22 protein-coding genes and 1 pseudogene are annotated in these 20357 nt (G+C 63.6%); 18 read left to right on the forward strand and 5 right to left on the reverse strand.

The annotated features are described in order from the left end of the window. Nucleotides 1–24: 24 nt before the first annotated feature. The 12 genes from LG388_RS01910 to LG388_RS01965 all read left to right on the forward strand — a co-directional run bounded on the left by LG388_RS01910 (nt 25) and on the right by LG388_RS01965 (nt 7783). Entirely contained in the window at nt 25–999 is a 975-nt protein-coding gene (locus LG388_RS01910; protein WP_225781155.1) for a DUF932 domain-containing protein, read from the forward strand. A gap of 10 nt (nt 1000–1009) precedes the next feature. Continuing rightward, the gene (locus tag LG388_RS01915; RefSeq protein ID WP_225781156.1) at nt 1010–1594 is read left to right on the forward strand and encodes a hypothetical protein; all 585 of its coding nucleotides are present in this window, start codon (nt 1010–1012) and stop codon (nt 1592–1594) included. A gap of 65 nt (nt 1595–1659) precedes the next feature. Next, entirely contained in the window at nt 1660–1908 is a 249-nt protein-coding gene (locus LG388_RS01920) for a hypothetical protein (RefSeq protein WP_225781157.1), read from the forward strand. A 28-nt stretch (nt 1909–1936) separates the two neighbouring features. Continuing rightward, entirely contained in the window at nt 1937–3007 is a 1071-nt protein-coding gene (locus tag LG388_RS01925; protein WP_225781158.1) for a YqaJ viral recombinase family protein, read from the forward strand. 35 nt (nt 3008–3042) lie between these two features. Beyond that, nucleotides 3043–3231 carry a hypothetical protein gene (locus tag LG388_RS01930; RefSeq protein ID WP_225781159.1) on the forward strand — a complete coding sequence of 63 codons (189 nt, stop codon included), beginning with the start codon at nt 3043–3045 and terminating at the stop codon, nt 3229–3231. Between the two features lie 110 nt (nt 3232–3341). Beyond that, entirely contained in the window at nt 3342–4319 is a 978-nt protein-coding gene (locus LG388_RS01935) for a phage capsid protein (protein WP_225781160.1), read from the forward strand. Further along, the gene (locus LG388_RS01940; protein ID WP_225781161.1) at nt 4316–4933 is read left to right on the forward strand and encodes a hypothetical protein; all 618 of its coding nucleotides are present in this window, start codon (nt 4316–4318) and stop codon (nt 4931–4933) included. The genes LG388_RS01935 and LG388_RS01940 overlap by 4 nt, the downstream gene beginning before the upstream one ends. A gap of 136 nt (nt 4934–5069) precedes the next feature. Beyond that, nucleotides 5070–5378 carry a hypothetical protein gene (locus LG388_RS01945; protein ID WP_225781162.1) on the forward strand — a complete coding sequence of 103 codons (309 nt, stop codon included), beginning with the start codon at nt 5070–5072 and terminating at the stop codon, nt 5376–5378. A 24-nt stretch (nt 5379–5402) separates the two neighbouring features. After that, complete coding sequence (locus LG388_RS01950) at nt 5403–5927, forward strand: hypothetical protein (protein WP_225781163.1); 525 nt, start codon at nt 5403–5405, stop codon at nt 5925–5927. Nucleotides 5928–6199: 272 nt separating this feature from the next. Further along, complete coding sequence (locus tag LG388_RS01955) at nt 6200–6454, forward strand: MbcA/ParS/Xre antitoxin family protein (protein WP_225781164.1); 255 nt, start codon at nt 6200–6202, stop codon at nt 6452–6454. 119 nt (nt 6455–6573) lie between these two features. Further along, nucleotides 6574–7038: a DNA-binding transcriptional regulator gene (locus LG388_RS01960; RefSeq protein WP_225781165.1), complete on the forward strand. Its 465-nt coding sequence runs from the start codon at nt 6574–6576 to the stop codon at nt 7036–7038. A gap of 43 nt (nt 7039–7081) precedes the next feature. Continuing rightward, complete coding sequence (locus tag LG388_RS01965; protein WP_225781166.1) at nt 7082–7783, forward strand: hypothetical protein; 702 nt, start codon at nt 7082–7084, stop codon at nt 7781–7783. A 187-nt stretch (nt 7784–7970) separates the two neighbouring features. On the opposite strand, the gene LG388_RS01970 is transcribed toward LG388_RS01965, so the two are convergent. From LG388_RS01970 to LG388_RS01980, 3 genes and pseudogenes are all read right to left on the reverse strand, one after another. Further along, on the reverse strand, nt 7971–8222 hold the full coding sequence (locus tag LG388_RS01970) for a hypothetical protein (RefSeq protein ID WP_225781167.1): 252 nt from the start codon (nt 8220–8222) through the stop codon (nt 7971–7973). A 98-nt stretch (nt 8223–8320) separates the two neighbouring features. Next, nucleotides 8321–8530 (reverse strand): hypothetical protein, encoded by a 210-nt coding sequence (locus LG388_RS01975; RefSeq protein ID WP_225781168.1) that lies wholly within the window; start codon nt 8528–8530, stop codon nt 8321–8323. Between the two features lie 92 nt (nt 8531–8622). Further along, nucleotides 8623–9655, reverse strand: a pseudogene (locus LG388_RS01980) (IS1595 family transposase). A 56-nt stretch (nt 9656–9711) separates the two neighbouring features. Here LG388_RS01980 and LG388_RS01985 point away from each other — a divergent pair. After that, entirely contained in the window at nt 9712–10347 is a 636-nt protein-coding gene (locus tag LG388_RS01985) for an MbcA/ParS/Xre antitoxin family protein (protein WP_225781169.1), read from the forward strand. A 201-nt stretch (nt 10348–10548) separates the two neighbouring features. Next, nucleotides 10549–11360, forward strand: a protein-coding gene (locus tag LG388_RS01990) for an IS5 family transposase (protein ID WP_225781170.1) whose coding sequence is annotated in 2 segments (ribosomal slippage) — nt 10549–10885 and nt 10885–11360 — 813 coding nt in all. Because the reading frame shifts where the segments join, the coding sequence is not laid out codon by codon here. A gap of 731 nt (nt 11361–12091) precedes the next feature. Here the strand turns inward: LG388_RS01990 and LG388_RS01995 are convergent. Further along, nucleotides 12092–12445: a hypothetical protein gene (locus LG388_RS01995; protein ID WP_225781171.1), complete on the reverse strand. Its 354-nt coding sequence runs from the start codon at nt 12443–12445 to the stop codon at nt 12092–12094. Nucleotides 12446–12531: 86 nt separating this feature from the next. Beyond that, nucleotides 12532–13086, reverse strand: a complete 555-nt coding sequence (locus tag LG388_RS02000; RefSeq protein WP_225781172.1) for a DUF3489 domain-containing protein — start codon at nt 13084–13086, stop codon at nt 12532–12534. 161 nt (nt 13087–13247) lie between these two features. On the opposite strand from LG388_RS02000, the gene LG388_RS02005 reads away from it, so the two are divergent. From LG388_RS02005 to LG388_RS02020, 4 genes are read left to right on the forward strand one after another with little or no spacing between them, the layout of a single operon-like run. Then, entirely contained in the window at nt 13248–13463 is a 216-nt protein-coding gene (locus LG388_RS02005; protein WP_225781173.1) for a helix-turn-helix domain-containing protein, read from the forward strand. A gap of 13 nt (nt 13464–13476) precedes the next feature. Then, the gene (locus LG388_RS02010; RefSeq protein ID WP_225781174.1) at nt 13477–15138 is read left to right on the forward strand and encodes a site-specific DNA-methyltransferase; all 1662 of its coding nucleotides are present in this window, start codon (nt 13477–13479) and stop codon (nt 15136–15138) included. A 3-nt stretch (nt 15139–15141) separates the two neighbouring features. Further along, nucleotides 15142–17844, forward strand: coding sequence for a DEAD/DEAH box helicase (locus tag LG388_RS02015; protein ID WP_225781175.1), 2703 nt, complete (start codon nt 15142–15144; stop codon nt 17842–17844). Next, nucleotides 17841–20348, forward strand: a complete 2508-nt coding sequence (locus LG388_RS02020; protein ID WP_225781176.1) for an McrB family protein — start codon at nt 17841–17843, stop codon at nt 20346–20348. Before LG388_RS02015 ends, LG388_RS02020 begins: the two co-directional genes overlap by 4 nt. Nucleotides 20349–20357 lie beyond the last annotated feature (9 nt).

The following is a 20357-nucleotide window of genomic DNA, read 5'->3' on the forward strand; positions in this document are numbered from 1 at the left end:
TTTCATCATCTCAAGGAGTTTTCTATGGCACATCAAATCGAAAACATGGCCTACGTCGGCGCCACCCCCTGGCACGGCCTAGGCAAGCAACTGCCTGCGAAGCAGTCCATCGACGTCTGGGCCCGCGAAGCTGGCATGGACTGGTCCATCGAGCAGACGCCCGTCTGCTTCCAGGCCGGTACCGAGTCCACCCCGGACATCCGCGGCTTCGACGAGCACAAAGTCCTGTTCCGCAGCGATACCAAGGCCCCGCTGTCGGTGGTCGGCGGCCGCTACCAGGTCGTTCAGCCGCGCGAGGTCCTGGAGTTCTACCGGGACCTGACCGAGATCTCCGGTTTCGAGCTGGAGACGGCAGGTGTCCTCAAGGCCGGCCGCAAGTTCTGGGCGCTGGCCCGCACCGGCCAGTCCACGGCACTGGGCGGCAAGGACGTGGTCAACGGCTACCTGCTGTTGGCCACCTCCTGCGATGGCACGCTGGCGACCACCTGCACGCCCACCACCGTGCGCGTGGTCTGCAACAACACCCTGACCGTGGCCCTGGACAAGGTCGGCAGCCAGGGCATCCGCGTGCCCCACAGCACGCGCTTCGACGCCCAAGCCGTCAAGAAGCAGCTCGGCATCGCCGTCGCTCGCTGGGACGACTTCATGTACCGCATGAATCAACTCTCAGCGCGCAAGGTGCGCAAGACCCAGGTCGAGCGCTTCATCCGCCAGGTCTTGACCCCGGTGGACCTCGGTGCGGTGCCGGCCGGCAGTCCGCTGCCGACCAACGAGCGCGCCATGAAGAAGGTCCAAGCCCTGTTCGACGGGCAGGGCAGGGGAGCCGAGCTCAGCGCCGCCAAGGGCACCGCCTGGGGTCTGCTGTGCGCCGTTACCGAGTTCGTGGACCACGAGCGGCGCGCGCGCAGCCAGGAGTACCGCCTGGACAGCGCCTGGTTCGGCCAGGGTGCGGGTCTGAAGCAGCGCGCCCTGGATGCCGCCCTCGAGCTCATTGCCTGAGGACGCAGCCATGGGAACGCTTGTCTACCGCAGCACCAAGGCCGAGGCCGTCCGACGTGAACTGGCGGACCTGCAGGGCCATTCCACCCTGCTGGCGAGCCGGCTCATCGGACCGCGCCTGTGGTTCCTCGCCGAGCGCAACGGCATCCGCTGGATTGGCCTGACCCTGATCGAGAGCCGCGGCGACGAGGTGGCGGTGAAGCACATGGATGAAACCGTGGGCCCCTACCACTACGACTGCCCGCTCGCGTTCATCAAGAAGGCCAGCCCGCCCGCAGAGGGCTACGCGGGCCCCTGGCGCGAGAAAGTCCTGGCCTTCCACGCAAGACGAGCAGCCGAGCGGGCGCAGCGATCCCGGGCATGCACCGGCCAGCGCGTGAAGCTCGCCTCGGTCGTCTATGTGCTCCAGCAATCGCTGGGGCGACGTGGCTGGGCGGTCACACGCGAGACGGATGGGCTGCGCATGCGAATGCTGGCTCGCCAACTGCGCCAGGTCGAGTGGCTGCCGGCCGTTCCCTCGGATGAGCCTGCGGACCCACCGTGTCCGCCACCCCCTACCGCCGGTCCTTCCGGGCCGGATCACCCCCCTTCCTAGCGCTCTTCGGAGCGCTTTTTACTTTGTGGCGCGCCGCTGCCGTGGCGGCGCGCCCGGGAACACCCATGTCTTATCCCTTCACCGTCCTTTTGCTCCAACCCGACTACGAGGCCGGCGCCTTCGGTCTGGACACCTACACCGCCTTCGTGTGCATCGACGAAGACGACCTTCAGAGAGCCTGCCGGGTCGCCCAGCTTGAAGCGCTGGCTCACCACGCTCCCAAGGAGGGCGACCTGCTCGGGGATCTGGACGACTACGCCCCACTGTTCATGTGCCGCGGGCACGTCACCAACCTGGTCTCCCAGCTGGCTTAAGCCGGCGCCGCATCCATTGAGGATTCCCATGACCCCTTTGATTTCTTCCGTCACGGCCACCGAGGGCGCTGCCGCGTCGACGGTGGCTGGCGTTGCGGCATCGCCCCGCCGACCCGCCCTGCGCCTGGTCAGCACCCGCAACCTGAGCCGGGACGACTGGCTCGAAGTGCGCACCCGCGGCGTTGGCAGCTCCGACGCAGCCGCGGCCGTGGGCCTGAACCCCTACCAGTCCCGACTGGAGCTGTGGATGCAGAAGACTGGCCGGGGCCATCTGCTGCCCCAGATCGACCCCAAAGACGACAACACGCCCCTGTACTGGGGCACCTTGCTCGAACCCATCGTGGCGGCCCACTACACCCGGCGCACCGGCCGGCGCGTGCGCCGCGTCAATGCCGTGCTGCAGCACCCGGAGCACGAGTGGATGCTGGCAAACATCGACCGCGAGGTCCTGGGCGCACCAGCCGTCCAGATCCTGGAATGCAAGACCGCGGGCATCCAGGGCGCGCGGCTGTGGGAGGAGGGCGTGCCCGAGTACGTCCAACTCCAGGTCATGCACCAGCTGGCCGTGACCGGCAAGCAAGCTGCGGACGTGGCTGTGCTCGTTGGCGGGCAGGAACTGCGCATCCATCGGATCGAGCGTGACGAATCCATGATTCTGAATCTGATCAGCCTGGAGCGCGAGTTCTGGCACTTCGTCGAACGGGATGAAGCACCACCACCGGACGGCTCGGAATCCGCCGAGCATGCCCTTCGCTGCCTGTATCCCAAGGACCATGGCGGGGTCATCGACGCCCGGGAAGACACCGAGATGGCCAGCACCTTCTCGGAACTGGTGGCCGTGCGACAACGTCTGGTGGAGCACGAGTTGCTGCAGGCCCAGTTGCGCCAGCGCATCGAGCAACGCATGGGCGATGCCAGCCGCATCCTCTTCGAGGACGGCGAAGTCAGCTGGAAGCGAAGTCGGGACGGTCGGACGCTGGACACCACCCGGCTCCTGGAAGTGCAACCCGAGCTGCTCCAGACCTACGGTGTGGACAAACCCGGAAGCCGGCGGTTCCTGGTCCGAAGTGGCACGGGGAACTCTCCTGCTGCCACATGAAGACCCTCTTCGCATGCCACTGCGGCAGCACCCTCGTGCTGCGAGATGCATACGTGGCGCTCAATGACCCGGACAACGTGCACACGTTTGACAGCCTGTGCTGCGGAGACTGCGGCTACGACGGGCACTCGGACTGGCACCAGGTCGAACTGCCCGATGACCATGTCGACGAAGGCTGGGTCGACAAGACCCTCCTCACCCCGGCGACGCAGACGACCCTGTGAACGCAGAGGTCGACGCTTGGGCCACGGCCCCATCAAGATCCCCTCACCTTCGCGGTGAGGGGATCTTCTTCTTTTCTCCACCCCTCACTTATTCATTTGAAGGACCGACCATGATCAAGGGACTGGCCCTGACGCCCCCCGTGGTGGGGCGCATTTCCATTGGCAAGCTCATCACCCAGGGTGACAAGCGTCTGCCCGACAAGGACGACGAGTTCACGGTCACCACCCAGGTGCAGACCCGGGACGGCTGGATTCCCCACCCGGTGGACCAGCAGCTGCGCAAGAGCCCAGGTGCCAAGCTGCGCAGCATCCCCGTGCGGTTGCTCTTCGACGACCCGGACCTGAACCTGCGCGCCAGGTACACGCTGTTCGATCGGGGCACCGGGCGGCCGCTGTGCGTGGGGGACGGCCAGACCTGCCGGCGCGCCACGGCCGGCGGGATCAAGGATGCCGCGTGTCCGGCCCCGGCGAACTGCCCGCTGGGCGCGCAGGGCAACTGCAAGCCCTATGGGCGGCTGCATGTGCTCATCGGCCAGGACGACGAGGTCGGGACCTTCGTGTTCCGCACCACGGGCTTTAACAGCATCCGAACGCTGGCCACGCGGCTGCGCTACCTGCACGCGCTCTCGGGCGGACTGCTGTCGGCCTTGCCGCTGGAGCTTCGGCTGCGCGGCAAGAGCACGACGATGTCTCATCGGACGCCCATCTACTACGTGGATCTGACCATTGCGGCAGGAACCGCCACAGACCATGCCGTGGCGGCGGCCAAGCAGTTCTGGGAGGCGAGGGCCGTGAGCGGCTTTGATCAGAAGGCCCTGGACGAGGCCGCCCGCGCTGGCCTGGCGCTCGGCGAATTCGAGGACCTGGAGGACGAAGGCACGTCGGTGGTGGAGGAGTTCTACCCGGTGGACTTGGATGCCCCGGCATCCGACGACTCGATCCGGCAGGACGCTGCTGGTGTCAGCCAGGGCAGCGAATGCCCGGGGAAGTCCCGACCGACGCTGTCTCACAAGCTCCGCCGCCGGGCGGCGCAACTTCTGCCTCCCTCGGGGGACTCGCGTCGCGAGCCCGTGCAGGCCACGGGATGACCACGCCACCCCGGGCGCTGCAGCACCGCTTTGTGGCGGGGCTGGGCTTTCGCACGCGCTGGACCTACCAGGCATCGGGCGGCCGGGAGCGATGGCTGCCTGCAGGCGACGGGCGATCCTCCTGCGATGGTGGGTGGATCGTCGCTCAGCAGGCGGCTGCGTTGTGCACGGGGGCGTTGCCGCGAGCAGCCAGAGCGCGAAAGCCGAGCCTGGACGAGCAAGACGTCGCCAGTCTGCTGCAGAAGTGGATTCCGAATGCGGTGCTGCATACAAGCGCCGTGTCGCCCACTTCATCAGCCACGGAGCAGGCCCTCATCGTGAACGCGATGTCCGCAAGGATCACCGCGGGCCACCTGGTCCTGCTTCGCCATGTCATCGGCGAGAGCTCCCCACGCTGGTGCCTGGCCAGCGGCGCGGAAATCTCTGTGTCCGCTGCAGATGGCGTCTCCGCTTTGCTGCTGCTCGACTCCGCACTGCCCCCGGTCTGGAGCTGTGGCTACAACGCGCGCCTCGACGCCGTCGCCGACAGGCTGGTGCGGCGCACGCCGGATGGAGGCCTGGCTCAACTGCGGATCGTGTCCTGGCTGGCCGTGCTTCCCCTGCCGGCGCCTTGAGCGAGCCGGCCCCGTGCTGGCCGCGCGCGTGAATCCAACTTCACGTGTCGACGGCCGCTCTTCTTTGTTTCTTTCATTCTCACCCGTGAGCCCGGTCGATCGACGGGGTCCTGGGTGCTTTCATCTGGAGATTCCTATGCATGAAGTACCTGGGCAGGCCCCACCCAAGGGGGCGCCAAAGTTCGAGCTGGGCCGCGTGTTGATGACGCGCGGCATCCAGGCCTTGGTCATCGAAGAGCGATGTGATCCTTGGACGCTTGTGCAGCGCCATGTCATCGGCGACTGGGGGGACCTGGACGACGAGGACGGGCTTGCCAACGAAGCGTCGATTCACAACGGCGGTCGGCTGATGTCCGCCTACCGGATCGACGGCTCACTCACGGTCTGGGTCATCACCGAGGCCGGACGCGAAGTGACCACCGTCTTGCTCCCGTCGGAGTACTGAGAACACGACCAGGAGATCAATCCTATGAGTCCCCTACTGAGCAACATCGAGGTGGTGATGGAACTGATGCAGTTCAGCCGTCACGGTGCGCTGGCACAGGTGTTCATCCTCGAGGCCATCCGCAAGCAGGCGCGCCGAACGGCTGCGAGAGATCCGGCGCTGCTTGACTCGCCCATGCTCTCGGGCAAGGCCTGGGTCGGCGTGGCCGCGGAAATCCGGGACCGGCTTGAGAAGCACTATGGCGCGGCAGAGTCCGCACCGTGGGCGCCACGCAAGCTCATGCTCTTCGCGGCGCTTCTGGCCGCCGACGAGATCACCGTGGATGACCATGAGGCTGACAAGGTGCGTCTCGCACCCTCGGGGCAGGACCCGCAGCCCTATCTCAGCACCTGCGCAGGCGACGTCATCCTGATGAACGACCAGCCCATCGAGCTGGTCGACGACGACTGCGGCAGCCAAAGCACCTTCGTGGATGTGCAGGGTGTGACGCATCGGTTGCTGCTGCAGCACGTGGTGCGCTATCCCTTGCCGCCGTCTGCGGATGGTTGAGTGGGCGCCTTTGCCATTGAACAGACCCCACCCGCGACAGCGGGTCTCCAGGGCTCTGTTCATTTTTTTGTTCACATTGGGAGTTGAAGATGATGTTCGACACATCAAGCGGCCCGTCAGGTGGGCCCCTGTTCACAGGTTCGGGAACTCCGAGGCTCAACCGGTGGGCACGTGAGCCAGATCCAGCGCTTCGAAGCAGGACTGTGGCTCAGCCCCGCCTGCAGTCGCTGGCGCAGGAGTACGCTGCCAAACTTCGCCAGGCGGGGTACTCCGTGGCCCAGGGCGTCGCTGCGTTGCAGCAGTCTGGCAAGAGTGTGGCCGCCAGGCCTGCCGCCGCCGCTGGCGTGGCGGCGGAGATTCGGGAACTGGAAGCCATGGCGCGTGGGGTCTTTGGTGCCGATGTCGATCATTGGCTTCGGCAGCCCAATCACCTGTTGGGTGGGCATACGCCAGCGAGCATGATGTTCGCGCCGACTGGCCGGTCCAAGGTGCGGCAGCTTCTGAAGGCCTATGCGCTCGCAGCTTAGTGCCGGTGGCTTGGATGTGCGGGCCCCGGCCGCGTGATCGGCGGTTTCACAGCCAGCCGCAAAGTCGGCCCTAAACTGGAGTTCTTGCCCCAATCACTTTCCCATTGAAAGCAGCCCCGATGTCAGATATCCAGAAGGTGCTCCGCGAAGAGATCAGCCGCTTGGCCCGCAAGGAGGTCAAGAGCGAGATCGAGAGCTTGAAGAAGGCATCTTCTCAGCAGCGTTCCGCGATTGCCGGGTTGCGCCGTCAGATCGATGGGTTGGAGCGCCAACTCAAGCAACTGGCCAAGCAGGTCAACAGCGGCAAGCCGGCCTCCAACGCGCAGGATGCTGTCGAGGCACAGGGCGAGCCCACCCGCCGCTTCAGCGCCAAGCGCCTGGCCGCGCACCGGGCCAAGCTCGGCCTCTCCGCGGCTGCGTACGGAAAGCTGGTCAACGTCAGTGGCCAGACCATCTACAACTGGGAGCAGGGTGCGGCAAGGCCTCGGCCGGCGCAGTTGCAGGCCCTGGTGGCGGTACGCGGTGTCAGGCGCAGCGCCGCAGATGCGCTGCTGGCCGGGCACACCGAAGAAGCTACGGGCTGAGTCGCCGCCGAACTTCCGATTGCCCCAGGTGCACAAGCAACCGATGCCCCGAGCCGCGAAGGCGATTGCCGCGGGAACTTCCCTGGAAGCCTGGGAGGTGGAGCGCGACAGGCTGGAAGATCTGGCGCCGTTGCTGCTGGATGCCCAAGACCGGCTTCGGGTCGTTGCGGCCGCTGAACTTGAAAGCAGCACACCGCAAGCACGGCTGCGCTTCGGGGTGACGTACGGCATCTATGGCTTTGTTACCCAGGAACTGGTGGATTGGCTGAACACCTTCATTGCTGGGCGGTCGGCCATTGAGATCGGGGCAGGCCATGGACAACTGGCTGCCGCGCTGGGCATTCCTGCCACGGACAACCGGCAGCAGGAAGAGCCTGCGGTTCGGGCGCACTACGCGGCCTTGGGCCAGCCCACGGTTCGCTATGGAGACAACGTCGAGAAGCTCGATGCCATGGCAGCGATCGCCCAGCATCGGCCCGAGGTGGTGGTGGCGTCCTGGGTGACCCATGTCTTCCGGGCCGAACGGCCTGAAGCGGCAGGCAGTGTCTCAGGCGTGGACGAAGAGGCGGTGATCCGCAACTGCGAAGCCTATGTGTTGATCGGCAACACGCATGTGCATCGCCACAAGTCGATCTGGTCCCTGCCGCACGAACTGTTCACCCCGCCCTGGCTGTACTCGCGCGCTGTCAACGGCAGCCCGGACTTCATCGCGGTCTGGAAACGCTCGGGCCTGTCAAGTCCCTGATCAATGGTCGACCGTGGTCAGACGCCAGCGAGTTGTTCGGCGTTTCTGTGGATATCTTTGTGCACAGCGAGGGGAGGGCGCGCTCAAGGCCCAGACGGGGCGCGGATTGGCGCAGAACTGCTGTTTGCGAAGGCAGTCGGGCGAAGGTCGTGCCACGGCCCCGCGCACGGGCGGATGAAAAGACCGCTCAGGCCCGGCGCCAGAAGCGCCAGCGGGATCTGCGTTCCGGCTCCGGCAGAACAGCGAGGGTGTGGTCAGCCGGGGCCAGCGTCACCAGAAGAGGCGGCTGGGCCAGGCAGCGGCGCCTGACTTCCTTCTCCAATTCGTGGGCACGGCCATAGGCCGGGCGGTGCCCTTGAACTGCTTCGCGTCGCATTTCCCGCGCCATTGCCAGCAAAGCTTCATCGCTGAGGGTGCTCAGCTCCTTCTCCCACTCCATCGTGTCTCGGTACCTGCCTGTGAATCCTGTTGTGAATGAGCGACCCTGGGATGCGCAGCAGGGGCGGCATCGGCCCCAAACAACCCTGCCCCTTCTTGTCAGGCGCGGTGATGCCCGGCAATGACAGTGTCTGCCATCGGGCTGAGCCAGCATTCCACCGCCTCGGCAGGGGCAAGTTGCGACAGTTCCGGGTTGCGCATCAACTCGCGGGCCGTGTCTTCAAGTTGCTGCGGATCGACCGTGCGCCAATGCAGTTGCAGGTGATGGGCAACTGCGGCGATCCAGATGCTGGGCGGTAACGGGGCCATGGAGGCAATCGTAGCCTCAATGGCTGTATATTTCAATGGGGTATCCAATTAGCTCCAATTCGAGCCAACTGCTGGATGTTCATACAGCCATCCTACTCCGAGTTGGCAACCACGGGTTGCCGACTGACGACATCGTTGTAAGTGAGCGGATCGGTGATGACGGCTTGCTGCAGCAGCCGGTAGAACAGCAGACCACGAGAGCCGGAGGTCCGCCGGTTGAAGCGGAAGACGAACTCGTCCAGGTAGGCGTCGAGATGGCCCGGCTGGACAGCGCCATGGTGGGTTCCGAGGATCCATCGCTTGACCAGCGATGCCACGCGATGGACGCCGACCATGGAGACGTGAGCGGGAACGTCGGAGCCCAGCATGACGGTGCGCTGGTGGGTGTAGCCGCGCTGCGTCAACGAACGGTAAGCCGCCGAGCCGTCGGTCCTCACCACGGAGCCTGGTTCGATGTTCGCCTCGACGAATGGCACGACGCAGACGTCCGCGTCGCTGTCGACGCGCTGCAGCCGGATGCGGCCGAACCCCTTGGGCTCATGCACCTCCACCGCTATGGCGTTGAGCACCTTGCTGGTGTGGTTCCTGCCCTTGGCCTTGGAGATGGGCGCTTCACGGTCGGTGATCGCCAGGTAGGTTTCGTCGACCTCGACCAATCCGCCCAGCCGCTCCCGATCCAGGCGGACCATCGCCTTGCGGAACCGATGCAGCATCGTCCACGCTGTCTGATAGCCACCCAGCCCCAGCACCCGCTGTAGGCCAAGCGCGCTGACCCCCAGCTTCTGGTTGGTCACGTACCAGGCGCCAGCCAGCCACACCCGCAGTGGCGTGCGCGTCTTGTCGAAGATCGTGCCTGCGGTGACCGTACTCTGATGGCCACAGTCTTTGCACAGCAGCCGACCGCGACTGACGCGTGAAGGCGAGGATGCGACTGCGCAACGCGGGCAGACGAACCCCTGCGGCCAACGCAACGCCTCCAGGTAGGTGAGGCAGGCCTCCTCAGTCGGAAAGCGGGCGAGAAATTCGCTCCACGTGCGCGGATAGGGGTTGACTCCGCCGGAGTCGATTGCTGTATATTTATCCAGCACTTTTTGGGCATCCTGGAGCTAACAGGATACCCCATATATTTCAACAGTACTCTGTACCGATAGACTTTGCGCGCGACCGGTCTCGATTGCGCGTTGCGCTCGGCCGTCGTGACGCCTTCGACTTCGTCGTCGTGTGCGCGGGTCCAGGCTTGGCGGCAGCCGCCGCCGCTCACAGGGCTCCTGTTTTTCTTCTTCAAGAATGTGTATTCCCTGATGGAATCCCTGCCAACTGATGCCTTGGCTGGCAGCGTTGTGGCGCCGTCGGCGATCGACCAAGAAATCCTGCGCCTGCAACAGGAGCGCGACAAGCTGCTCGCGCGCAGGGAGGTTGTCCGGCACGAGATGCTTCAGAACCTGGCGGATGCCTTTGCGCGCAAGCTTCACGCGGCAGGCTTCACGGTGCGCGAAGGCATCCAGGCGCTACGGCCCTACGCGAACGTCAAGCTCAATGCGGGCGGGGTCGAATGTCCCGGGGGAGAAGGCGGCGGGCAAGCCCTTCAACGTGCACCCACCCGGGCGTCCGGAGGGGGAGCGGCCGCCCAGCCCCAGCCTTCGGCACAGCAGTCGATCGAGAGCTATGCCCAACAAGTGCTGGGCACGGAGTGGAAGGAGTGGCTAGACAAGCCGAATCTGTTGCTGGGCGGTGAGCGACCCAATGGCTTGCTTGGAAGCCGGGTCGGCTTGGCCCGCGTCCGAGCGCTGCTGGAGGCTTTCGAGCAGGGCGCTTGAGTGTGCGGACTTCGGCGAACGGCTGTTCTGCAGCAGCGAATGCAGTCGTTGAACCCGGTGCCGGGATGGTCACCAGCAAGACGCCCAGCTGTCATTGGGCTCTCCCAGCTGCCGCGCGCGGAAAGATGTGTGCTACAGGGTCCTTAGAGCTACTAACAAAACCATGTCATCATCGAGCGCTTGATTGGTGTTTGATGAGGCATGGGTCGAAACAGGAATAGAGAAATCAGCGCCGCGCTGTTCAAGAAGGTTGCCCCGCTGTTGCCGGTAGTCGTTGCCTCGGCCAAAGGCGGTCGCCCACGAGTGAGCGACGAGATGGCCCTGAACGGCATTCTGTTCGTGCTGCGCACCGGCATTCCCTGGGAGGAGTTGCCCCAGGAACTGGGCTTCGGCAGTGGCATGACCTGTTGGCGGCGTCTGCGTGATTGGCAGGCTGCGGGCGTGTGGCATCGCCTGCATCTGTTGTTGCTCGGTGAATTGCGCGGCGCCGGCAAACTGGACTTCAGCCGTGCGAGCATGGACGCGGCCAGTGTGGCCAGCCCCCGGGGGGCCACTACACCGGCCCCAACCCCACGGACAGGGGCAAACTCGGAAGCAAGCGCCACATCATCACGGACCGCCAAGGCATCCCACTGATCTTCTGCGTCACGGGCGCCAACCGGCATGACTCGGTGGTTTTCGAGCAACTGGTCGACGCGTTGCCAGCGGTACGTGGCTGTCGCGGTCGGCCCAGGCGCTGGCCGCACAAACTGCATGCCGACAAGGGCTATGACTATGCTCGCTGCCGCTTTCACCTGCGCAAGCTGGGGATCACCGCGCGTATTGCCCGGCGCGGCATCGAACGCAACGACCGGCTCGGGCGTCATCGCTGGGTGGTCGAGCGCACGCACGCCTGGCTGGCCGCCTTCGGCAAGCTGCGTACTCGTTTCGAGCGCCGCATCGACATTCATGTCGCGTTGCTCTCGCTGGCCTGCTGCGTTATCTGCATTCGCCATCTCCCACCGTTTTGTTAGCCGCTCTTAGTCGTTCCCACCCGGTCAATCGTTCCCAGCCGGGAACCGGGAAGCTGGGAACGATTTGTGATGGTGGTGACGATGGTGATGATCACCGCCTATTGTTATGGTCGTTCAAAGCAGTGATCCCCCCCAGGCGAAAGGGGTCCTTCCTGGCGATATTCCAATACGGGGGGCGCGAGTGCGGCATCTCGCCACCGTCGGGCCGCGAAACCGGGTTACCACTTGAAGTTACCGGTTACCACGCGCCGACGATGCAAATCTCGGCCACCGGTGCAACCGCAAACCCCTGCAAACCTTGTTTTGGGTTCGCACGGTGGCGAAGCGTCGCGCTCGCGCCTCCCGTATAGGCCACGGTGAAGAAGGACCCCTTTTGCCTCGGGGATGGCCGTTACGCGACCGGCAAAACGGTGATGGGCGCAAACGCGGCAACGGCGCAGGCTTGCGGTCATTTCAACGCCCGATGGCGTCCAAACGGTGAGCGTGGGGGAGCGCTGGAAATGGGGGGACTGCTTTGTCGTCGTCGCGCGGCGCAAAACGGCCGACGAGAGAAAGTCAGCACTGGCGCGGCCTTGACGCGGTTTCGCCACCGGAAACAGGCACATCGGCTGACGTGTCGGCGGCGAGATGCCGAGGGTGTGAGCCGCGTTCACACCCCTGAGCCAGCGCCAAAAGGGTATCCAGAAACTGGACACCCCAGTGGCGAAATCAGCAGGTGGTCAGACGGGTTCCTATTCTTCGACGAGGCCGCAGTGAATCACGAAGCCCGTGAGGTAGGGCAGTCCGCGCGGGATTCCGTACTGCTTGCTGGTCTGACGGCCAATCGTCCAGCCCATCCACTTTTGCGTGGCGGCGATGATGGCCTGGGGCAGCGCGTGGCCGTCGTGGATGGCGTTATGGACGTCTTCCGCGAGGTGGCGTCCGTGGCGGCTGTCGAGGAAGGCCCGGGTGTTGTCGAAGTCTTCGCCCGTGGCGTCGGCAATGGCGGTCATGGCCAGCGGCCAGGCAGTGGCGGCGTACTCGCTCATCGCGCCCCAGAAGCCCCACGTTTCGTTGCAGGTGGCCGGGATGGTGGTGTTGCTCATGGTGTTCTCCGTGATGGCGATGATTGAAGTAACGCGCTGACGGAGCCGGAAGCCAAGCTCTTTCTGGCCTCCGGCTCCATCCTTCTTCACGCCACGCGGTAGATGCGCTCGCCGCCGGGCTGCTTTTCGGACACCAGCGTCAGGCCCAGCTTCTTCTTGAAAGCCCCGGCGAACGCGCCGCGTACCGTGTGCGCCTGCCATCCGGTGGCATCACAAATCTGCCGCACGGTCGCGCCTTCGGGCCTTTGCAGCATTCGCACCACCTCGGCCTGCTTGCTGTGCGCCCGCGTGCGCGGTTTGGTCCACGTCGATTCAGCGGCGGCAACGGCGGCTTCCAGTTCCGCGTCGTTTGGCGTGCCTTCGGCATTGGAGATGATCTGGTCGAGCTTGGCCTCGAATGGACCGATGCGCTTCTTGCCGACGCCGGAGCGCGGGACGCCAAGCGCGTCGTAGCCTGCGGCAATGACCCTCCACCGCGTGCCAACCTGCCCGATGAACTCGCGTTTGGCGAGGCCCGCCAGCACCTTCTGGCGCGCGCCGCCGTGGATGTTGGACGGGAACCATTCGACGCGCCCATCGGCGTGGTCGAGGGCGTGGGAGAGGATGGCGTGCTGGGTCGGGGTCAATGAGGCTGCGGTCATGGAGTGCTCCTTCAAGGATGGTGATGTGGAGCTCGATGAACGCGCTGTTTGACCCGAAAGCCAAGCGTTTCATGGTCGGCGCAGAGATTCCCTGTTAGATTGGAGTCTTTACGATTGGATGCGATTTTGTGCCATCCAATTGCCTGCCACTGGAGCATGCCGTGACCGAGCCTTGGGTATCCGTCGAACAGATCGCCGAACACTTGGGCGTCAAACGCGATTCCATCTACCGCTGGATCGACCGCAAGCACCTGCCCGCGCACCGCGTGGGACGCTTGTGGAAGTTCAAGGTGACTGAGGTGGACGATTGGGTGCGCGCCGGTGGCGCGGATGAAGAACAACGCAGCGATGGCCAGGCGCCATCGCGCAAAGCTTGAGGGGATGGGCTGAATGCCAACATTGAACTGGATCGGCAAGGAAGCCGTCGTCAAACACCACAAGGATGTCCCGTTCCGCCTGCTGGAGCCGGTGCCTGATCTTTCCTGCGGTCCGGCCGATTCAGGCAACCTGATCGTGCAGGGCGATAACCTGCACGCGCTCAAGGCGCTGCTGCCCCGCTATGCCGGTCAGGTCAAGTGCATCTACATTGACCCGCCCTACAACACCGGCAACGAGGGCTGGGTCTACAACGACAACGTCAACAGCCCGGAGATTCGCCGCTGGCTGGGCGAGGTAGTGGGCAAGGAAGGCGAAACGCTAGATCGCCACGACCGCTGGCTGTCGATGATGTACCCGCGCCTGGTGTTGCTGAAACAGTTTCTGGACGAGGATGGAGTCATCTTCGTTTCTATTGATGATGACGAGGTGCATCATCTTCGTTCCTTAATGGATGAGTTATTCGGAACGCGACGGCGATTGGCAACATTTGTCTGGCGAACTGACGGCAACTTCGACAATCAGGCAAAGATCAAGAACTGCCACGAGTATGTGCTCGCCTACGCAAACAACCCAGACCTCTTTCCGCATCCTCCTGTCGTTGATCCATCAATCGGCAAGGAAAGCAAACTGAATCGGTCGCAAATTCAAAACACGATTGTCAAAAATGGACCGAAGAATCCCGTAAGTTCAATTGAGCTTCCTATGGGGTTCCCAGCCAACATAAACACAGGGGTTATCCGAGCGCGCTCGGATCAATGGCCGCACTACGCGACAGATGTGAACATCGTGGGTGGAAAACTGGCAAACCCGGTTACTGTGTCCAGCGGATGGTCCTCGAAATCGATTCTGCAAAGTTTCATCGACTCCAACTTTGAATCTGTGCTTGACTCGAAAGGGCAGCGCACACGCTTTGTTGTGACAGGAACAGGAGCGATTGAATCCGTTAAGGATCGTGAGCAGGCTAGCCACGTTATCACTGTCATTGGCGGTGTTGGTAGTACACAGTCGCAGTCGACTGCGCTTGCAGAAATGGGGTTTTCTTTCCCGTTTCCAAAACCAGTCGATCTGGTTCGCTATCTGGTCTCGATGATTCAAGGTAACGATTTCATAGTGCTGGATTCATTTGGTGGAAGCGGCACGACCGCACATGCCGTCCTGAAGTTGAATGCCGAGGACGGTGGCAACCGCCGCTTCATCCTGGTGGAAATGGATGAAAAAATCGCCCAAAACGTTACCCGCGAGCGGGTCAAGCGGGTGGCCGAGGGCTATTCCAACGCCAAAAACCAAGCCATCGAGGGCCTCGGCGGCGGCTTCCAGTTCTGCCGCCTGTCCGCCGAACCGTTGTTCGACGCCGATGGCCAAATCCGCGCCGATGTGAAATTCGCACAACTGGCCGAATTCGTCTGGTTTGCAGAAACCGGTACGGGCTTCACCGGCACCACCGATTCGCCGCTCCTTGGCATCCACGAGGGACGCGCCATTTATCTGCTCTACAACGGCATCCTCAAGGACAAGTCCGTGGGTGGCGGCAATGTGCTCACCGGCCCGGTGTTCGACGTGCTGCCGAAGTTCGCCGGCCCGAAAGTGATCTACGCCGCCGCCAATCGCATGGGAGGCCGCGCCGCACGCGAGGGCATCACCTTCAAGCAAACCCCTTACGCGCTGGAGGTGTAAGCCATGTCCGGATTCGCACCGAAAATCTATCAGCAGCAAGTGCTCGACAGCGTGGAAGCCTATTTCAAGGCCTGCCACGAACTGCCCTCGCCCTCGATTGCTTTCACCGCCACCACCGAACGCCTGTGGGGGCGCGGCAACCCGTACAACCCGTTGTCGGGTTTCCCATCCGATATGCCGTATTTCTGCCTGCGGGTGCCCACTGGCGGCGGCAAGACCTGGCTGGCGGCGAAAAGCCTCCAACTCGTCAACACGCTCTTGCTGCGTTGCGAGCACAGCGTGATTCTGTGGCTGGTGCCCAGCAAGCCGATCCGCGAGCAGACCATCAAGGCACTGAAGGATCGCAGTCACCCGTATCACGCTGCCCTGCGCGAGGCGGGGCCGATCACGGTGCTGGATCTGGAAGAGGCCAAGAGCGTGACCCGTGCCACGCTGGACACCTCGACCACGGTGATCGTCGCCACGCGCCAGGCGTTCCAGGTAGAAGAGGAAGAATGCCGCAAGGTGTATCAATCCAGCGGCGCACTGATGCACCACTTCGACAACCTGTCACCGACGCAGCGCGACGGGTTGCTGACCGAGGGCGAGGGCAGCGAGCGCACCACGCCGTATTCGCTGGCTAACGTGCTGCGCCTGCGCCGGCCCTTCGTCGTTGTTGACGAGGCGCACAACAGCCGCACAGAACTGGCCTTCGACATGCTGGCGCGCTTCCGCCCCAGCGGAGTGATGGAACTGACCGCCACGCCCGATCTGGAGCGCACGCCGACCAACGTGCTGCACAGCGTTTCCGCCGCCGAGTTGAAGGCGGAAGAAATGATCAAGCTGCCGGTGGTGCTGGAAACCGAACCCAATTGGCAGCAGTGCCTGGCCGATGCCATTGGCCGCCGCGATGCCTTGCACAAGCTGGCCGATGAAGATCGCCGCGCAGGTGCGGCCTATCTGCGCCCGCTGGTGCTGATTCAGTCTGAACCGCGCCGCGCCGGTATCGAGACGCTGGATTTCGAGAAGGTGAAGAACGAGCTGATCACCAATCACGGCATTCCCGCCAGCGAAATCGTGGTGGCCACTGGCGAGGAAAAGGGGCTGGAGCAGATCGATGCCGATTACAAACTGGGCATTGCCGATCCAGCTTGCCCGGTGAAGTTCGTCATCACCCAGAAGGCGCTGGCCGAGGGCTGGGACTGCCCGTTTGCCTACATTCTGGTGAGCATGGCCTCGCTGTCATCGGCCACGGCGGTGGAGCAGTTGCTCGGGCGCGTGCTGCGGCAGCCCGGTGCCAGCCATCGGCAGGCCAAGGCATTGAATCAATCCTATGCCTTCGTGGCGTCGCGCAACTTTGCCGAGACGGCAGGTGCGCTGCGCGACCGTCTGGTGGCCGGTGCCGGTTTCGAGCGGCGCGAAGTGACCGAGTTCGTTACTGCCGCCAAGGCCGAGCAAGCGCGGCTGGACTTGGAGGGCCACGCCGGGCGCGTGGTCGTTCGGCCAGTTGCGATTACGTTATCCGAAAAGCCTAACCTGAAGAGCGTGCCGAAGCCGGTGCGTGACAAGGTCAGTTGGGACGGTAAGCTCAATACGCTGACCATCAGCACGCCGCTCACGGAAGATGAAGCCGAAGTCCTTAAGGCATCGGTCACTTCCGAAACTGCGGCAGCGGCGATTGTGGAAGCCGCCGAAGTCAGCCGCACTACGGCGATTGAATTCTTCCAGACGCCTGCGGAGTTGGGCGAGCGGTTCCGCGTGCCGCAGTTGGCGTTACGTGTGCAGGGTGAGCTGGCGCTGTTTGATGACCCGGAGGTGCTGGAGTATCCGTGGGATCTCTCACCCTACGATGCTGCGCCGACAGCGGATGACCTGACGGCCTTGGGTGCCGCGTTGAAAGTGTCGGAAGGTGGCGAGATTGATATCGATGATGGCGGCCACGTGGTTTCGCGCTTTTTACCCGATCTGCAGCGTGATCTGGGCCTTGTCTATCAACCTGAAAACTGGGATGAAGTCCGCATTGCCACCTGGCTGTGCCGCAACCTGCCCGAGCCGTCACTGACCCACGCCAGTAAGCAGACGTTTGTCGCTGCGTGGCTCACCGATTTGCTGCGCCGGGAAGGCTTTACGCTGGCACGCGCCAACTTGCAGAAGTTCTTGATACGCAATCTGGTCGAGGCGCGCATTCGTGAACTGCGCAAGCAGGCCGTTAGCAAGGCTTTCCAACAGGCACTATTTGGTGACGATGCGGCCACGCGCGTGGCGGTGACCGACCAATACGCCTTCGAGTTTCACGCCCAAGCATACGCGCCCAGCCGTGACTACGACGGGCGCTTTGGACACTTCGATTTCCGCAAGCACTTCTACGGGCGGATAGGCGACTTTGACAGCAAGGAAGAGTTCGAGTGTGCCTGCCAATTGGATATGTGGGCGCAACAAGGCCGAATTCAGTTCTGGGTGCGCAACCTCGTTCGGCGCGAAGGCAGTTCTTTTTTCTTGCAGAAGGCCGATGGCCGTTTCTACCCGGACTTTCTATGCCAGTTGCCAGGGACGGCAGGCCAACCGGGACCGATTCTCGCGGTTGAATACAAAGGGGCGGATCGATGGAACGGGGCTGAAGATGACCGCCTGATCGGAGGCCTGTGGGCCAACCTGTCGGAAGGTCGTTGCCGGTTCGTGATGGTCAAGGACAAGCGCTGGGATTGGGTTGAGGAGGTGCTGAAGTGAGCGACTTCCAAAAGCAATACGCCCTGTGGGATGAATTCCTGTCGGTCTGGCCCGCCTCCCGTCTGGCCACGATGACTCTGGACGACTACAGCCAGGCGGGGTCGAAGGACAGCTTCACCTACTGGATCGAATCGCGCCTGGATGAGCTGGGCAGCATTTGGGGAGGCTCGTCGTTCAAGTTCGGCGTGTTCTCGCGCAAAAATCTTGAAACCCGCGAGAGTGCGGAAAACCGCAGCTACTCCGATACCCACGGCTGGTACTCCTCTCTGGGGGCAACGGCCGAAGAAGCCTTTGAAAAAGTACGGGGCTACATTGGGCAGGTCGCGGATTTGGCCGCAAACGGTGATCTGGACGGCATTGAGGCTTTCGATCACTTGGGCGAAGCCACCAAGTGGAAGATCGCCTTCCACTACCAAAATCGTCAAGCGCCGGTGATCGTGGACATCTTCAAGCGTGCGCCGCTGGCGGTGTTCACGGGCGGCACGGCCAGCCAGTCGATGGCCGCGTTGCAGAAGGCCGCGTTGGCCAAGCGGCCCGAGGCGCTGGGCATTCTGGAATTCGGGCGGCAGGTGTGGGAGGCCTGGAGCCAGAAGAATCTGGCGGTCTGGAAGCTCTCGCACGGCAACCCGCCCAACTTCACCGACGCCGAGCGCCAGCAGTATCTGGATGGGCAATGGGCGGTGATGCACCGCGACACCGGCAAGGAGCAAGGCAAGAAGTTTGCCGAGGCACCGCTGGGTGCCTTGTTCTTCCTGTGCCACGGCAACAGCCCGCAGCGCATTGGCCAATTCACGTCGGCGGCCATGCCCTGCGCCAAGGGCGACGGCTGGTTGCAGCGCAGCTACCGCGTGCTCAAGCCCGCGCAGCGCACCGACCGCTACACCGCCAACTCCAAAAACTGGTCGCCGCAGGGCAATTCGACCTTCTGGCAGGTGGGCGCGCACGATCTGCCGGAATTCGAATCCACCTTGCTCAAGCCATTTTTCGGCACCGATCTGGCCGAACTGGCCGCGCTGGCCGGTGAGCCGATCGAGGCGGCCAGCCTGGGCGATGGCGTGGCACCGCCGCCGGTCGCTACACCGGGCACGGGCAACAAGCGCAACGCGACCTGCTTCAACCGCATCTACTACGGCCCGCCCGGCACCGGCAAAACCTACACGCTTATGCAACTGCTCAAGCGCGATTACGAGCCGCAGGCCGCGTCCATCTCGACCGAAGAATGGCGCACGCAGGTCATTGCCGAGAAGGTGGCCGTGCTGAAGTGGTGGGAAGGGGCCGCTGCCGCACTGTATGACCTGGGCGGCAAGGCCAAGGTCGCGGACATTGCGGAGCACCGGTTCATTCAGGCCATGACCGCTGCCAACGGCTCGAACCGCAGTGTGCGGCAAACGCTGTGGCGCACCCTGCAGACTCACACGGTCGAGGAGTCCACCACGGTCAAGCTGAAAAAGCGCCTGAGCCCGGCCGTGTTCGACAAGACGGCGGATTCGGTGTGGCAGTTCGCTGGGGACTGGCAGGATGCGTGCGCCGATTTGGTCACCTTGGTCGATCAGCTCAAGGCGGGCCAACAGGACACCGCCACGGTGCAGCGCTACAGCTTCGTGACCTTCCACCAGTCCTATGGCTACGAGGAATTCGTCGAGGGCTTGCGCCCCGTGCTGAATGGCGATGCCGAAGCGGGCGAAGTGGAATACGAAATTCGCCCTGGCGCGTTCAAGGAACTCTGCCGCAAGGCGCGGCAGGCGCCCGATCAGCGCTTTGCGATGGTCATCGACGAAATCAACCGGGGCAACATCAGCAAGATTTTTGGGGAGCTGATCACCCTGATCGAACCTGACAAGCGCGACCCGCAGGATGGCGGCAAGCCGCCCATCGAACTGACGCTGGCCTATTCGGGCGAGAAGTTTTCAGTGCCTGCCAATGTGGACATCATCGGCACGATGAACACGGCGGATCGTTCACTGGCCTTGCTGGATACGGCGCTGCGCCGCCGCTTCGATTTCGTGCCGCTGCTGCCCGACACGCGCGCCGTGAAAGTGCCCGATGAGACGCACAGTGCGCCGCTGGCGGGCTTGGTTGTGACCACGGACGCGGGCGAGATCGACGTGCGCCGGTTGCTGGAACGCATCAACGAACGCATCGAGGCGCTGTACGACCGTGATCACTGCATCGGCCACGCCTACTTCACCCACCTGTGGCGCACGACGGATGGCGCGCAGCGGTTCGAGGCCTTGGCCGATACCTTCCGCAATCGCGTGCTGCCCCTGTTGGAGGAATACTTCTTTGAGGACTGGCGCAAGATTCGACTGGTGCTGGGCGACAACCAAAAGCCCGATGCCGCTCAGTTCATCACCGAGAGCGGCGCTCACGAGCAAGCATTGAGTGACCTGTTTGGCGACGACCACGGGCTCGACAGCTACGCCACCCAGCGCCGCCATCAACTCCAGGCCTCGGCGTTCGCCAACCCTGCTGCCTACCTCGGCATCTACCAGCCCTTGGCGTGAGGGGGGGCG

Origin of the sequence: Xenophilus sp. Marseille-Q4582 (genome assembly GCF_916700565.1) — a bacterium.
Classification (GTDB): Bacteria; Pseudomonadota; Gammaproteobacteria; order Burkholderiales; family Burkholderiaceae_C; genus Xenophilus.